General features: G+C 45.6%; 9 protein-coding genes. 7 read left to right on the top strand and 2 right to left on the bottom strand.

From position 1 onward, the window contains the following. Window positions 1-42 precede the first annotated feature (42 nt). The 4 genes from BK026_RS13330 (at window position 43) to BK026_RS13345 (ending at window position 8,193) form a co-directional block, all read left to right on the top strand. Window positions 43-2,724 carry a glycoside hydrolase family 16 protein gene (locus tag BK026_RS13330; protein ID WP_071816253.1) on the top strand — a complete coding sequence of 894 codons (2,682 nt, stop codon included), beginning with the start codon at window positions 43-45 and terminating at the stop codon, window positions 2,722-2,724. 67 nt (window positions 2,725-2,791) lie between these two features. Continuing rightward, on the top strand, window positions 2,792-5,743 hold the full coding sequence (locus BK026_RS13335; RefSeq protein WP_071816254.1) for a TonB-dependent receptor: 2,952 nt from the start codon (window positions 2,792-2,794) through the stop codon (window positions 5,741-5,743). Between the two features lie 145 nt (window positions 5,744-5,888). Beyond that, window positions 5,889-7,730: a DUF4105 domain-containing protein gene (locus BK026_RS13340; RefSeq protein WP_083575094.1), complete on the top strand. Its 1,842-nt coding sequence runs from the start codon at window positions 5,889-5,891 to the stop codon at window positions 7,728-7,730. Between the two features lie 31 nt (window positions 7,731-7,761). Continuing rightward, on the top strand, window positions 7,762-8,193 hold the full coding sequence (locus BK026_RS13345; RefSeq protein ID WP_071816258.1) for a DUF3015 family protein: 432 nt from the start codon (window positions 7,762-7,764) through the stop codon (window positions 8,191-8,193). A 69-nt stretch (window positions 8,194-8,262) separates the two neighbouring features. Here the strand turns inward: BK026_RS13345 and BK026_RS13350 are convergent, their stop codons facing one another. Both BK026_RS13350 and BK026_RS13355 read right to left on the bottom strand, forming a co-directional pair. Then, window positions 8,263-10,812: an exo 1,3/1,4-beta-D-glucan glucohydrolase gene (locus BK026_RS13350; protein ID WP_071816260.1), complete on the bottom strand. Its 2,550-nt coding sequence runs from the start codon at window positions 10,810-10,812 to the stop codon at window positions 8,263-8,265. A 12-nt stretch (window positions 10,813-10,824) separates the two neighbouring features. Then, window positions 10,825-12,087 carry a sugar MFS transporter gene (locus BK026_RS13355; RefSeq protein ID WP_071816262.1) on the bottom strand — a complete coding sequence of 421 codons (1,263 nt, stop codon included), beginning with the start codon at window positions 12,085-12,087 and terminating at the stop codon, window positions 10,825-10,827. A gap of 205 nt (window positions 12,088-12,292) precedes the next feature. On the opposite strand from BK026_RS13355, the gene BK026_RS13360 reads away from it, so the two are divergent. Genes BK026_RS13360 through BK026_RS13370 form a run of 3 tightly spaced genes read left to right on the top strand, consistent with a single transcriptional unit; the run spans window position 12,293 to window position 16,246 of the window. Then, the gene (locus BK026_RS13360; RefSeq protein WP_071816264.1) at window positions 12,293-13,651 is read left to right on the top strand and encodes a GH1 family beta-glucosidase; all 1,359 of its coding nucleotides are present in this window, start codon (window positions 12,293-12,295) and stop codon (window positions 13,649-13,651) included. A gap of 20 nt (window positions 13,652-13,671) precedes the next feature. Further along, a complete protein-coding gene (locus tag BK026_RS13365) occupies window positions 13,672-14,673 on the top strand; it encodes a LacI family DNA-binding transcriptional regulator (RefSeq protein ID WP_071816266.1) in 1,002 nt (333 codons plus the stop codon). Between the two features lies 1 nt (window position 14,674). Then, window positions 14,675-16,246: a sugar porter family MFS transporter gene (locus BK026_RS13370; protein WP_071816268.1), complete on the top strand. Its 1,572-nt coding sequence runs from the start codon at window positions 14,675-14,677 to the stop codon at window positions 16,244-16,246. Window positions 16,247-16,271: the final 25 nt, after the last annotated feature.

Below are 16,271 nucleotides of genomic sequence, written 5' to 3' on the forward strand. Positions count from 1 at the left end.
CACTATATAAAACCCAATTTCTTTTGAGCAGGGCTGAAAAAAATGACCAAAAAAGCATCTCAACTTACGCGGATTGCAGCCGCCTTATCAGTGACAACACTTATTGGGTGTGGTGGCGGCTCCACTACATCTACTGATATCGACGCTGTGGACGCCTCTGTACCTGTTTCTGACTGGACATTAGTATGGAGCGATGAGTTCGAAGGCAACAGCATCGACGAAGATAGCTGGACGCACGAAGTTAACTGTGACGGTGGCGGAAACAACGAGGCACAGTGTTATACAGACAGTACAAGCAACGCGTTTGTATCCGACGGCAGTTTAAAGATCGTTGCACTCCCTGCTGAAGATGGTGCGCCAAAACCCTATACATCAGCTCGTCTCAATACGCGCTACAAAGCAGACTTTAAATATGGTCGCATTGAAATGCGCGCAAAGATGCCCGAGGGCCAAGGAAGTTGGCCAGCGTTTTGGATGATGCCTACCGACGAAGTGTACGGCGGCTGGCCGCGCTCTGGAGAAATTGACATTGTTGAGGCAGTGAATTTAAAAGCTGCAGACGCTGACGGCAACCCTGAAAATCATATTTATGGCACATTGCACTACGGTCGCGAATGGCCTAACAATGACAATTCGGGTAAAGCCTATTCTCTACCGTCGGGTGCAAACCCAGCTGACGACTTCCATACGTATGCTATTGAGTGGCAAGAAGGTGAAATACGTTGGTACATGGATGATTATCTGTATGCAACGCAGCGTCGTTCAGAAGTTCGATACAACGCAAACGGCGACGCGACGGGCCTTTCGCATCGTGGATGGTACGCTGAATATTTTGAACAGGGTACTGGCGAGCTTACGACGTTTTGGGATAACGCTCCATTTGACCAAGAATTTTATCTAATACTCAATTTAGCTGTGGGCGGCAACTGGCCTGAAGCAGTAAACGAAACGGGCATCAATGCCGATGCGTTTGCGAATGGCCAAACCTTTGAAATTGACTACGTGCGTGTTTATGAGTGTGCATCCGATCCAGATACCGGCAAAGGTTGTGAGACAGTACGTCCTGGCTATGACTCTCTTGAAGACGCTCTCGTCGAAGGCGCAGCCCCCATCCCTTCACCACCATCAACGGGGATCCCTCAAAATTTAACTATTTTTGATGGAACGCCAAATCCAAACTGGCCAGCGTGGGACTGCTGTGGCGGCACTACTCCGGCACTAGTAGAAGACTCAGAATTCGGCCAAGTCTACGAATTTAGCATTAGCGAAGCACCCACAGTGATGGGCTTTATAAGTCGCTCTGCCTTTATCACAGACCCTGATGGCGAGGCTACACCGTTCGATGCATCGCCAATAGAAGAAACTGGCAGCGTAAAATTTGATTTAAAAGTGACATCATTACCATTTAATTCATCGACTAATTGGCTGTTTAAAATCGAAAGTTCCGAAGGCTCTACCGCGGTTGAACTTCCACTTTCAAGTGGTTACGTAGGCCCCGCTGATATCGCAGGCGCAACGCCAGAACAAGGCGTATGGGAATCTTATTCGTTTCCGTTGAGCATGCTTGCTCAGGCAGGGTTAGACACAAGCGCGATTGACGTCATTATGGTGTTTCCAGCTTGGGATACTGGTAACGGCGCTGTCTATCGCCTGGCTAACGTAGAAATATCTCAAGAAGGCGGCGTTAGCTATCCAGAACTCGTAATTTTTGAAGATGGTCAAAATCCAAATTGGCCTATGTGGGACTGTTGCGGTGGCTCAACGCCGACTGAAGAAATGGACGATGAAGCACATGGTTTAACCGCAGAGTTCCGCATCGGTGCTGAGCCAACTGTAATGGGCTTTATAACTCGTCCGGGCGCAGGTGGCGGTAACACACCGTTTGATGCAACGGCATTAACCGATGGCGGCCTTCTTCAGTTTGAAATGCGTGTTTTGAACGCACCAAATAATCCTGACTCTACTTGGTTGTTCAAAATAGAGTCCAATGATGCGTCTACAGCAGTGGAAATACCACTTACCGAAAGTGTTGAGGGGCAAGCGCCTGTTACAGGCGAGTGGCAGACATACACTTTCCCTATCTCAGACCTTCAGGCGCGAGGATTAGATGTAAGTGCTATCGACGTCATTATGGTTTTCCCAGCGTGGGGTACAGGTGAAGGTGCTGTCTATCGTATGGACAACGTGAAGTTCTTCCACCCAGACAGCGGCGAAGAAATGGGCGCTTCGGGTATAACGTTGTTTGCAGACACTGCGGCTGAACAGTGGAGAATATGGGACTGCTGTGGTGGTTCAATGCCTACAGAAGAAGTAGATGACGCTGACCATGGCACTGTTGCGGAATTTCGCATAGGCGCAACACCGACGGTTATGGGAATTATTGCCGACGATGGACATGCCTATGACGCATCTGCACTTCATTTAGACGGTGTGGTGCGCTTTGAGATGAAAGTAAGTGCAATGCCAAATAATGCAGATGCACCATGGCTATTTAAAATTGAATCGATAGGCGCATCTACGGCGGTTGAGCTTGGCCTTGCAGATAGCCTAGAAGGGGCGACCCCAGTTCAAGGCGAATGGCAAACTTATACCTTCCCACTTCAAACACTCTTCGATGCGGGGCTGGATATCAGTGCTATCAACGTCATCATGATGTTTCCAGCATGGGGACAAGGCGAAGGCGCCGTTTATCGCGTTGACAATGTAGAAATTGCAGCACAGTAACAAAGCATATGCTGTCTGAGAAAGACTTGGACGGCATAGAAAAGTGATAAGAATTAGTAGGTCAACTATGAAAAATACACCGTTTAAAAAGACCCAACTTGCCACATCAATGGCTTTGTTGATGGGTTCTAGCATCGCACTATCTACCCACGCTCAAGAAACAGAATCTGTTGCACCAGTCGAAGGTGAAGTCGAAGTTATACAAGTCAGCGGTATTCGCGGAAGCATGATCCGCTCGATGGATTTGAAACGCAGTTCTAACGGCGTAGTGGATGCAATTTCAGCAGAAGAGTTAGGTAAATTTCCAGACACAAACCTAGCTGAAGCGCTACAACGTATTACAGGCGTTACGATCAGCCGCTCTAACGGGGAAGGTAGCCAAATAACCGTACGTGGCTTTGGCCCAGACTTTAACTTAATTACGTTAAACGGACGCCAAATGCCAGGCACGGGGTTTACCCGTTCTTTTGATTTAGCAAACCTTTCAGCTGAAGGCGTTAGTACGCTAGAGCTACATAAAACAGCACGTGCAGAAAACCCCAGTGGTGGATTGGGCGCCACCGTTAATATAATTACTATGAAACCGCTGGCTCAGCCGGGCCAAAATGCCACTATATCGGTCAAGGGCATTCACGATACCTCTAATGAAGAAGGCGATGATGTTACGCCTGAAATTGCCGGGGTTTATACCAATACCTTTGCTGATGATATGTTCGGATTTGGCGTGTCATTTTCTCATCAAGAGCGTGATTTTCAGCAGCAATCTGCAAATATCCAAGGCTGGCAGAGACAGTTAAACGATGCCCTTCCCGACCTTGATCCATCGAAGGTGGTTGATAATCGCACCAAGATTACCGATGCTGCATTTTTCCCCAAAGACATGAACTACGGTATCAGTGACGTACAGCGTGAACGCCAGAATGGTCAAGTTACATTTCAATTTCGACCTATCGACGCTTTTACTGCCACTGTTGACTACACGGCAAGTAGAGCAACCACCGGAACCAATGCGGTGGGCTGGGGAATTTGGAACAACTTTGGTGCCAACATAAATGCTTACGAACTCGACGAGAACGGTACCGCTGTTTATGCAGATATCAGCGGTGATGATGGTTCATTCACCGCAAGCAGAAATACCACGCGAGTAGATGCGCGCTCTCTCGGCGTAAATTTTGATTGGATGATTAACGATGATTGGCACGTGAGCCTCGACTATCATGATTCATACAACAAGATAGACAATGGGTATGACGACGGCCTTGGAAGCGCAGGCCAAATCATTCTGGGGTCGAACCAACTAAAATCAAAAGTGTACGACTATCGAGAGGGTGACATACCTCAGGTCTTCGTTAACTGGAACAACGGCACTAATGAAATTCTTCCCAGCGAGATTGACTCGAACTTCAGTCAATTCATTTACTCACCTGGCCGTTCGGACATTGAACAACTTCAGCTAGATGGTACTTGGTATAACTCTGCATTTGACATCCCATTGGTTAAAATAGACTTTGGCTACGCGCGTACAGAGCAGTCGCTTTCGGGCTTTACTGCATGGAGCGGACTACGTGGTGGCCCCGGATTCAACCCTTCGTTTACCGAAATATTTCCTGACAGCATGTTTACTCGCAACGATACATCAGGCTTCCTTGATGCATTCAGCAGTGGCGGCGCCAATATGAATCCAGGCTATTACTACACGTTTGACTTTGATGAAGCACTTGCTCGACAACTTCAGTTCATTACTGCTGACGTGGTCGGTGAAGCTAATGCATACTCTATCGATCCATATTTCATGGGCGCGCCTTCAGTAAGCAATGTTGAAGAGACTACTGACTCAATTTATGTTCAATCTGAGTGGGATTTTGAGATTGGTGACTACTATGTTCAAATCAATGCAGGCTTGCGTTACGAAGAAACCGAAGTGCCAAGCTCGGCTGAAGTACTCGTTCCAATTCAGGTAAATTGGGTCGCCGCGTCAGAGTGGATCACCGACTTTGAGGCAGAGCCACAGCTGCAGGATTTTACCGGTGAATACGATATTTTACTGCCCATGTTCGATATTAAAGTTGACGTTACAGACGACATAGTCGCTCGATTCTCATGGGGTAAATCGATCACTCGTGCACCTATTGGCTTATTGCAAGGCGGGCTCTCTTTTACCGGTAGTCCAAAAATTGGGGCGCGTACCGCCACAGCAGGTAACACAAGCCTATTACCTTTTGAGTCGTCAAACTTAGACCTGTCGTTTGAATGGTATTACGATGAAGCAAGCTACGCTTCTATTGGCTTGTTCAGAAAATCAGTCGAAAATTATATTATAACTTCGGCACGCGATAGACAATTTGAAGGCCTTCGTGACATTTATCAAGGGCCTCGTTGGAACGAAGCCGTTGCAGCGCTAGAGGGAGCAGGTGTTCAAGCAACCGACAGTGCAATCTACGACTATTTTGTTGAAAATGGTTACGCCGACGAAAATGGCGTTGTTGAACCTAACGCAGACGACCCACTGATTACATGGCGTACAAGACAACCAGACAATTCAAGTACGCCAAGAACCGTAGAGGGTGTAGAAATCGCGGTACAGCATACGTTTGGGGACACAGGCTTTGGTTTTGGTGCTAATGCGACGTTAGTAGACGGCGATGTAACTTACGACCCGTATTATTTCGGTGATGAAGAAGTTAACCCGCTCGTTGGTATTAGCGATTCAGCCAACTTTCAAGTGTTTTACGAAAAAGAAGGCTTGTCGGTAAAAGTAACGTATGCATGGCGTTCTGATTACGTTGTAGGTATTGGTCAAGCCCAAGGGTCATCTGATAACCCAGCAACGCAATTCGACACTTTCGGTCAGGTTGATGCAAGCATCAACTACGATGTAAATGAGAACTTAACGGTGTTCCTAGAAGGTGTAAATATTAACGACGAAACCGAACGTGGCTATGGCCGCTTTGAAGAGCAATTCTTGTTTGCTCGCCAATATGGCCCGCGCTACACGCTGGGTGCAAGGTATACATTTTAATTAGCCCAGCTAATAATGTCTGAATAGCCGCAGCAGTTACTGCGGCTTTTTTATTGTAAGTTTTGAAAAACTTTGTGTATGATGCTCAACCCTGCAACTACGGCAGGACAGTTTTAAGCAGTACACTACGGACATTAAGCAATTCATGGAAGGAATTAGTCGTTTCCTTGTCGTTTCCATACTTTTGTTGTCGCACGCTTTTTCTATTGCAAGCGCTCAATCTTCGGTAGAAACCGCAGCACATCAACCTCAGTGGTTGTCGTTGTTACATTATGAAAAAACGTTTCTTGGCGAATTTACATCTGCTATAGATACGCCAGCGTTTTTCTTTTCGCCCCGCGGGAAAAACGATCCGCTTGCAGAGCTTCAAGCCACAATATCTTCGTTCATAGAAGAACCTCATTCACAATGCACTTTTCCAGCACGGGCTATGTTTGTGTCACAGAATGTTGCAACGCTTCCTGATGTGCAGTGCGACGCGTTCAATTCATTTCTTTCAAACATAAATGCTACTGGGGTAAGCCTAATTTATGCATCGGGGTATTTAGGAAATCCCGCAAGCATGTATGGCCATGTGTTTTTGAAATTTAACAACACATCGCAAAGCGAATTGCTGGACAATACGTATAACTACGGCGCTCGTTATCCAGATAATGAAAACCCTATCGCCTATATACTAAATGGTATTTTCGGAGGCTATGACGGTTATTTTGCGAATCAAAAATACCATCATCAAACACTCACCTACACTGAAAGTGAACTGAGAGACTTGTGGGAATATTCGCTTTCATTAACCTCAAAAGAAATTTCTATCTTACTGGCACACCTTTGGGAACTCGAGCAGATCCCAATGACCTATTATTTTTTTAAACAAAACTGTGCGTATCAGATTTCACAGCTTCTCTCTCTGGCTACGGGCACATCATATATGCCCAACGATAAAGCGTGGATAATGCCATTTGATATCGTTACCGCAATTAAAAAGCGTCACCCAAGCCTTATCGAAGCAGTGAAATATCACCCTTCGCGCCAAGAGGCGCTTTACAAGAAATTCGCTCAACTGACTGACAAAGAAAAAACGCGACTGACAGTGGCATTGAGCGCCGAGGAAATGACCGCTAAAACGCTGACTGAACTTCTTGAACCGTTAAACGAAGACCAAATGAAAAGGGTGATTGATACAGCATTTGATTACTTTTCATACTTGTCGCAGTCGCAGTCGCAGTCAGAAAACGATATGTCAGTTTTGCTGCAGCAAAGAAAAGCATTTGTGGATGTGCGGTTCAAGTTACCTCCTGGTAACAGTAGGTTTGAACCAATAACGCCCGCTCCACCGGATACAGCGCAGGATACAACGCTTTTACAAGTGAGTATGATGCACAACAATGACGCTGATACCGGAGTAAGTGTCAGGTTTCGCGCAAACTATTACGACTTGCTTACGGTTAACCCTGCGCGTATCCCCTTTTCAGAACTCTCTACGTTTGACGTAAGAATCAATATCTTTGAAGGCACAAAGCCTAACCTTGCTGAGCTTACAGCGCTTCGCATTACAAACTTAAATGCAGCGAGTACGGGTCTGCCTGGCGACGACAAAATCGCGTGGAAATTTGCAAGTGGATACCGTGACCTATCAGTTAACAACGATATCGGCGCATTCTACATAGACGGGTTTCTAGGTAAGAGCTATTCGCCGGCATTCGATATCGCACTTTACGGCGGTTTATCTTCAACCGCGACGAGTAAGAACAATCTCGGCGGCTACCTTGCGGTAGGGGCTGAGTTTGGTGGCGTTTTTAATATTTCGCCACATTATGCAATGTCCTTTAGCGTGGGACATCAGAGGTATGCCAATGCACTAGAGGAAAAGCGAACCTACGCAACGTGGGAGCACCGCTTTTTGCACCATCAACAATATGATGTCAGAGCATTGTTACGCTACGACGAGGCGTTTGAGTACTCTATCGCTTTGTCACACTATTTTTAATAAAACAATAAAACCAAAATGGAGTTTTAAAATGAAAAAAATCGCATCTATTGCACTAGCAGTTGCAGCTTTATCTTCAAACGCTTTCGCACAAAGCGAGACAGATAAAATTAATCCATGGAAACACTGTGGTATCGGCGCTGCAATTTTTGATGACAATGGCACTGCTGCAGCGATTTCTAATATCATTTGGGATCTTGGTACCACTGCTATCTCTTCTAAAATCTCTTCAGAAGACTCTTGTGAAGGTCAGCGCACGAAAGCTGCCATGTTCATTCAAGATAATTTTGACGCCGTTCTTGAACAAACAGCAATGGGTGAAGGCGAGCACGTTAATGCTATGCTAGAAATCCTTGAAGTAAATGACGAAAGCAAGGCAGACGTTATTGCTGCTATTCGTACTTCAGTAAACGCACAAACGCAGCCTGAAGCATACTACCACGCGGTTATCGCAGCTATTTAATAGCATTTTAAATAAGCAACGTCGCGAAAGTTGTTCTAACGCGACGTTGTTTTTATAAAAATACAGCGTTTACTGACACGTAATGTCTGCTGTATCTGCCGTATTTGGCGAAAGCGCAATATCTGCCACACTAAAACTCATGGCGCCCGCGGTTCCTATTTCAAACGGCACAACTAGTCCTGCGAAATTAATTCCTTTGTCCACAAAACACTGTAAGTCAATACTTACCGAAGACCAGGTATCCATAGGAAGTGCTTTCATCCGTTCGCTAATGTCTACCGCTGCTGAACAACTTCCCGGGGTGTCACCTTCCCCCTCACAATTCATGCTAAGTAATACAGGGGACGGGATGGATGAATGACGATTGACGCTAAATGTCAGTGCTGACCCGTTTACAAGCTGCGCACTTAAATCTTCACGGAAGAAGCTCTTGCTTGCGAAACGCATGGCGGCAAACTCAGTTCCATCAAAAGTAACTTTGCGCGCGTCTTCCTGTACTTCCTTATCTACAGTACGATAAGTGATGGCCCCCACTTTATGCGTACTTGCATTCACAGCATGAGAATTGTTACCCGAGTAGAGCCAAAGCTCCCATGGTGGCACAACTGAACCATCAAGAATTGCTATGGTGTGGCTCTTACCGGTGCTTATCTTGATTTCCGTGTTAAGCGTGTCGCTAAGTATATTTTCATCATCAAACGTTAAGCCGAAACCATACGGCAGCAAAGGTTGGTAAGACTCATCACCTTTGTTAACGATTTGCTGAGGCTCTGATGGCCAAGAGAAAGACAGTTTGCCTTTGAAATCAAACTCGCCAAACAGGACATCGGCTACCGCAGCGCCTTCAGAGCCCGGAAGCCATGCAGCAACGAAAGCATCAGATGCATTAAGTTCCGCGTTGACCCACATAGGGCGGCCGCTGATAAATACCGATATCACCGGAATGCCCTGTGACTTAAGCTTCTCAAGTAGCGCTAAGTCTGTCTTACTACCATTTTGATAAATAAGGGTTTCTCTATCGCCATGGCCTTCTGCATATGGTTCTTCACCGAACACGACAATGGCCACGTCGGGCTTTGTTTCAAAGCTCCCGTCAACTGACAACTGAACATTTCCGCCGGCGTTTTCAACATGCGATTTAATGCCATCATAAATTGAACTACCGCCTGGGAAGTCATTATTAGTATTATTTGTACCTTGCCACGTAATACTCCAACCACCCGATTGCTTACCGATGTTGTCGGCCCCATCGCCCGCGACTAATATATTTTTATTCGCAGAAAGAGGTAGTGTCCTGTTCTTGTTTTTGAGAAGTACCAAAGACTCGCGCACGGCTTGCGCAGCTACTTCGCGATGGGCTTCTTTACCTATGAGCGAACGGTCACCAGATAATGGGCGGTGTGCTGGACTTGGCTTTTCGAAAAGGCCTGCACGCACTTTCACTCGAAGTATTCTGCGCACTGCATCATCAATCCGAGACATTGGTATAGTGCCGTTATCCACTTGAGTAAGTGTGTTGTTATACAACGCTTTCCAATCGTTAGGCACCATAAAGATGTCTAGACCAGCGTTAATGGCTTGAGCACAATCTTCATTGTTGCAGCCTTCAACTTGTCCGTGGCCATTCCAGTCGCCAACCACAAAACCGTCGAAGCCCATTTGATCTTTAAGCACATCCGTTAGCAAGTATTTGTGGCCGTGAAGTTTCTCACCGTTCCAGCTATTAAATGATGCCATGACCGACTGTGCGCCTGCGGTTAAGCCTCCTACATAGCCTTGAGCATGAATATCAAACAACGCTTTTTCGCTGGCAATATTGTCGCCTTGGTCGTCGCCTCCAACTGTACCGCCGTCACCAACAAAATGTTTAACTGTGCTGATAACGCGCTGATCACTTAAAAAGTCTTTATCAGCAGCGCCTTGAAGACCTTTAACCACCGCAGCTGCGTATTCTCTAACAATGGTTGGATCTTCAGAATAGCTCTCGTAAGTTCTGCCCCAACGATCATCGCGTACCACCGCAACGGTAGGCGCAAATACCCAATCGATACCTGTCGCCATAACCTCTTTTGCCGTAATGTGCGCAATTTTCTCAACAAGCTCAGGATTGTTCGCGGCACCTAGGCCAATATTATGAGGAAATAAGGTTGCCCCTATAACATTGTTATGACCATGAACAGCATCGGTTCCCCACATTGTCGGGATCGTTGAGCCGTCTAGGCTATCGTCAATAGAAGCTTGGTAGAGCTTTTCGGCAAGCGCAACCCAGTCTTCTGGTGTAGCGTGCTTGTCGTTGTTAGGGAATGCCCCACCCCCATTAAGGTAAGAACCAAACCCGTATTCACGCATATCTTCTACGGTGATATTGCGAATTTCAGGCTGGATCATTTGTGCAATTTTTTGCTCAACCGTCATGGTAGATAGAATTTCTTCTACCTTTTGTTCAACCGCAGTGTCTCTTTTGACCTCTATATTTAGCTTAGGCCACACCGCACTCGCTTTGCTCGGCTTCGATTCAATGTTATTCACTGACGGCGCCGTTTTTTCAGCTGAGCATGCACTAATTAAAACGCCAACCAATGTACTAGTAACAACTTTCGCGATTAGACTTTTTCGCATTTTAAATCCTCGTTACTTTTCAGTGGAATTAGTTTGAGAGACACGGCACCCTATAAAGCCATAGTAAGCAATGTAGAGATAGCAAGAAGCGGGTAGCAAAAACGATAATGTAATGCCAACTGCATCGGCAAGCATACCCTGAAACAGGGGTATGATGGCGCCGCCCACAATGGCCAAACACAAGATCCCTGAGCCCTGAGGTGTGTCTTTGCCAAGTTGCTGTAGTGCAAGGCTGAAAATAGTTGGAAACATAATCGAGTTAAATAAACCCACGCCTAAAATACTCCACAGCGCTATATCGCCAGAACTTGAAAGCGATAGCAAGATAAGTGCTATGGCCATCAGCGCATTGAAAGTGAGTACATAGCCACCCGATATTTTCTGCATCACGACCGCGCCTATGAAGCGGCCGACCATTGCACCACCCCAGTAATAGGCAAGCAGCTTTGCCGCCCCCGCTTCGGTTAACCCACCCACAGCAGGGCTTGCCAGATAGTTTACTAACATGCTGCCAATGGCCACTTCGGCACCAACATACATAAAAATGCCAACCGCTCCTAAAACAAGGTGTTTGTGATGCCATGCACCACCCTTAAACACCCCTCTACCTTCACTGGTGTGATTAAGCTTCGGCAGTTTTAAATACATAAATACTAGCGCTAGTAAAAAAAGCGACGCTGCCAGAATTAAATAAGGTACCTGAACGTCTGACGCACTCGGCGAGCCGCCGCCATGTTCGCCCGTTGCGCCGTAGATAAGATAAGATCCGAAGAAAGGGGCGACCGTAGTGCCAAATGCGTTAAACGCTTGGGTCATTGTTAGTCGTGAAGAGGCTGTTTTTGGGTCTCCAAGTGCAGTCACGTAGGGGTTAGCCGATACCTGAAGCACGGTTATTCCAGAAGCCAAAACGAAAAGTGCTAGTAGGAAAACCCCATATATTCGACTTGAAGCAGCAGGAAAAAACAACAGGCAACCCACGCAGGCTATAGCCAGTCCTAGCACGATACCTTTTTGATAGCCAATGCGTGACACCACCATTCCAGCAGGCAATGACACAATAAAGTAAGCACTAAAAAAGCAAAACTGTATAAGCATCGCTTGAGTAAAACTAAGGTTAAATGCTCCTTTCAGATAAGGAATAAGAATGTCGTTTAGACACGTTATAAATCCCCACATGAAAAATAACGTAGTCAGCGAGATTAGAGCAAAACGGTATGCACCCTTTGCTTGTCCCTCTGGGGCGGATGGAATATTGGCCTGCACTGGTGTGTCCACAAGTAACCTCTATTGCTATTTTTTTAATTAATGATAAATTTACATTTGAAAGCGCTTACATTTAACCGAAAGCAAAATTGTAAGCGCTTACATTACGTGAATAATTACATGAAGCGAATTCGAATTCAATGTAAATATGATGTTATTTACTACGCAATTAGCGTGGTAAATATGAAAAAATTGTTATTGCTAGGACATTTCCACGATGAAAGATATTAACCTTCCATCTAATTCCAAGATGCTTGCACAGGACTTTTTGTTTGGTGTAGCCACATCCAGTTTTCAAATAGAAGGCGATAGAAAAGGAAGGTTAGATAACATATGGGACACCTTCTGTGAAAAGGAAGGAACGATTTCTGATTCCACCAACGGCGATGTAGCCTGCGACCACATAGCATTGTGGAGAGAGGATGTAGCGCTTATAGAGGCATTAGGTGTAGATGCTTATCGATTATCTATTTCGTGGCCGCGCGTAATGAAACAAGATGGCACTGTGAATGAAGTGGGTATGCAGTTTTATGTCAATTTGGTTAATGACGTAATAAAACGCGGCATGAAAGTATTTGTTACCCTTTACCATTGGGATTTGCCGCAATATCTGGAGGACAACGGCGGCTGGCTAAATCGGGATACTGCCTACGCTTTTGCAAAATACGCCGAGGCCGTAGCGAAAGTTTTGGGCGATAAAGTGTACTCATTCGCCACGTTAAACGAACCATTTTGCTCAGCGTATTTGGGGTATGAAGCTGGTATTCATGCGCCAGGAAAAACAGGTATGGCGAATGGACGACAAGCAGCTCACCACCTACTACTTGCCCATGGGTTAGCGCTCAAGGTCATTAATCGCCTAAGTCCAACAAGCCAAAATGGCATTGTGCTTAACTTTAGCAATTGCCATACAACAACGAATTCTGAAGAAGATAAGCGCGCTGCCAAATTAGCCGACGACTACCACAATCAGTGGTACTTACAGCCAATAATCGAAGGTAAGTATCCTGATGTTATTGATATGCTTGATGCTGACAGCAAACCAGAAATACTTGAGGGTGACATGGAAATTATCTCTCAACCCATCGATTACTTAGGGATTAACTACTACACCCGCACGCTATATCAGAGTGATGGAAAAGGCTGGTTTGAGATTGTGCCACCTTCTAACAAAGTGCTAACAGCTATGGGCTGGGAAATAACCCCAGATGCATTTACCGATTTGCTCGTAGAACTTAACGAGCGCTACGATTTACCGCCTATTTATATCACTGAAAACGGAGCGGCGATGGATGATACGCTTGATAATAGTGAAGTCATAGACGACGCGCGTACGGCTTATTTTCACACTCATCTAAATGCGGTAAACGACGCGATTGAAAAAGGAGTCGACGTTCGCGGGTATTTTGCATGGAGTCTCATGGACAACTTTGAATGGGCGCTGGGTTATTCAAAGCGCTTCGGCATAGTATACGTTGACTACGACACCCAAAAACGCACCTTAAAGCAGAGTGCCTTGGCGTATTCAAAACTGGTTAAGAGCCGGATAAATAGGTACATTAGCGGTATCAAATAAGGATAATTTTTAGAAACCGTATGGCAACAATTTACCAAGTATCAGAAGCAGCAGGAGTTTCACTTGCTACCGTTTCTCGCGTTATGAATGGAAATGCGAAAGTAAGCGAACGCACGCGCAAAAAAGTAGAAGATGCTATGGCTTCGCTGGGCTATCAGCCTAATGCCATAGCTCAATCTCTGGCATCAAATCGCACGAACAGTGTAGGTTTGCTTGTGTCAGAACTGCATGGTTCATACTTTGGTGACTTAATGAGCACCGTAGAACATGTATTAAAGAAAAACGGTAAGCATGTGATTATTACCGCGGGTCACGTAGATGAAAAGCGTGAACACGAAGCCATCGAGTTTTTAAAAAGCCGCCGTTGTGACGCGCTTATCCTTCACGCTGAGGCGGTATCTGATGACTATTTAAAGAAACTGGTCGACAGCAAAGTTCCGGTGGTAGTAATAAACCGAAAAGTAGATGAACTTGAGCAAAACTGCTTCGTTGTCGACAATGTAAAAGGCGGCTACTTAGCAACAAAAGCAGCTATTGACGCTGGCCACAAAAAAATTGCTTACATTAGTGGCCCTTTATTCAAAAAAGATGCTAGCGACCGTCTTGCAGGTCACAAAAAAGCTCTTGAAGAAGCCGGGCTTCCATTCGATAGCGCAAGTACCTTCGAAGGCGACTTTCATGAGTCGACTGGACAAGAGGGCATGCAGCACCTTCATGCCACTTTCGCGGACTTTACTGCACTGGTATGTGCAAATGACGAAATGGCATCTGGTGCTATGACGGCTGCACGAGAAGCTGGGTTTGATATTCCAGGTCAATTGTCCATTATTGGTTTCGATAACGTCCTCTTTTCGCGCTATCTTTATCCTAAGTTAACAACAATTAATAACCCTATTCATGCAATGGGAGAAATGGCTGCTCATTGGGTTCTGGAACATGTTTACGACATAAAAAGTCCCATCCCAATTGAGCACTTATTTGTTCCCGAAGTTGTTGATAGGGACACTCTAGGCAAATTATAAAATGAATAATGCCCTGTCTCCGTCGCTATTTTACACGCTTATCGTTTCCCTTGGCGGGTTCATATTTGGTTTTGATGCCAGTGTAATAGCCGGAGCCAATGGCTTTATCGATGCTGAGTTTAATTTAAACGACTGGCAGCAAGGCTTCGTTGTAAGCTCTCCCACCTTAGGTGCTCTGATAGCTATGCTATTTGCTGGCGGCGTGAGCGACGCTATTGGTAGAAGAAAAGCGCTTATATTCGTCGCTTTCTTGTATTTACTTTCATCTATAACTTCGGCACTCGCTCCAACTTTCGAGCTGCTAGTACTTTCTCGCTTTATTGGTGGCATTGCGTTTTGCTCGCTTATCATTGCCCCGCTGTATATTTCAGAGATAAGTGCCCCAGAGAATCGGGGCAAAATGGTGTCGGTGAACCAACTAAACATTGTATTTGGTTTCGCTCTATCCTATTTCACAAACTACTACTTGCTGCAGCTAAGTAACAGCGGTGCACCTTGGGTAACCAATTGGCATATAGATACGCATGTATGGCGCTATATGCTGGGCCTTGAAGCTATTCCAGCTGTGCTCTGGTTTATCTTATTGTTCGCTATTCCGCGCAGTCCTCGCTGGCTGGTTCTAAAAGGGAGGCAAAAAGAAGCTGAGCTGGTGATGAACCGTCTTTTCGATAAAGTTCAGGCACGCGCGCTCGTCGATGATATTGCATCTTCACTTAAAGAAAAGTCATGGACATTTAAAGAGCGTTGTCGTTTTCTAACAGCGAAAACCATGCGCTATCCTCTTATGGTGGGCGTGATCATCGCTATTGCCCAGCAAATAACGGGAATTAACGTTATCTTTTTTTATGCGCCCACTATTTTTGAACAAAGTGGTGTCGGTACCAATGCCGCTTTCATGCAAGCAGTTTGGATTGGCTTAGTAAATGTGGCATTTACCGTAGTAGCCATGTTGACCATTGATAAATGGGGTAGAAAACCGCTACTCATCATGGGCTTAGCTGGTGTGGTAATCAGTATGTCTATCTGCACTTATGGATTTAGCAAAGCCACGTACCAAATAGGCTCCTCGAGCTTAACTGAAATGCGTGTAAATGATAGTGCCGCAGCAAGCAAACTTTTGCCTTTAGAGAACCAATTATTTCATTCGGATGTCGTATTTAAAAATGCATTAAAAGACACACTTTCAAGCACAGAGTATGATAAATATCAGCAGGAACTGCTCACTGAAAGCATTACTATGAATGCCCCACTTATTCTTGTGGGTATAATCGGATTTGTTGCGTCGTTTGCAATGTCCTTAGGGCCCGTAATGTGGGCAATGCTAGCAGAAATTTTTCCGAATCAATCTCGTGCACTTGCCATCTCACTTGTGGGCGTGGTTAACTCCCTTACCAGTTTTCTGGTCCAAATTATCTTTCCATGGGAATTAGCTACTATCGGCGCTGCAGCTACATTTGCGATATATGGTAGCTTTGCCTTGGTCAGCTTGTTGTTGGTAGTCAAGCTTTTTCCAGAGACTAAAGGAAAGTCATTAGAAGCGTTAACTGAAGAATTTTCTTCTACCGCTTCTTAAAAAGCACGCCCTTGTAATGGCGTGC

Source organism: Alteromonas sp. V450 (assembly GCF_001885075.1).
Lineage (GTDB): Bacteria > Pseudomonadota > Gammaproteobacteria > Enterobacterales > Alteromonadaceae > Alteromonas.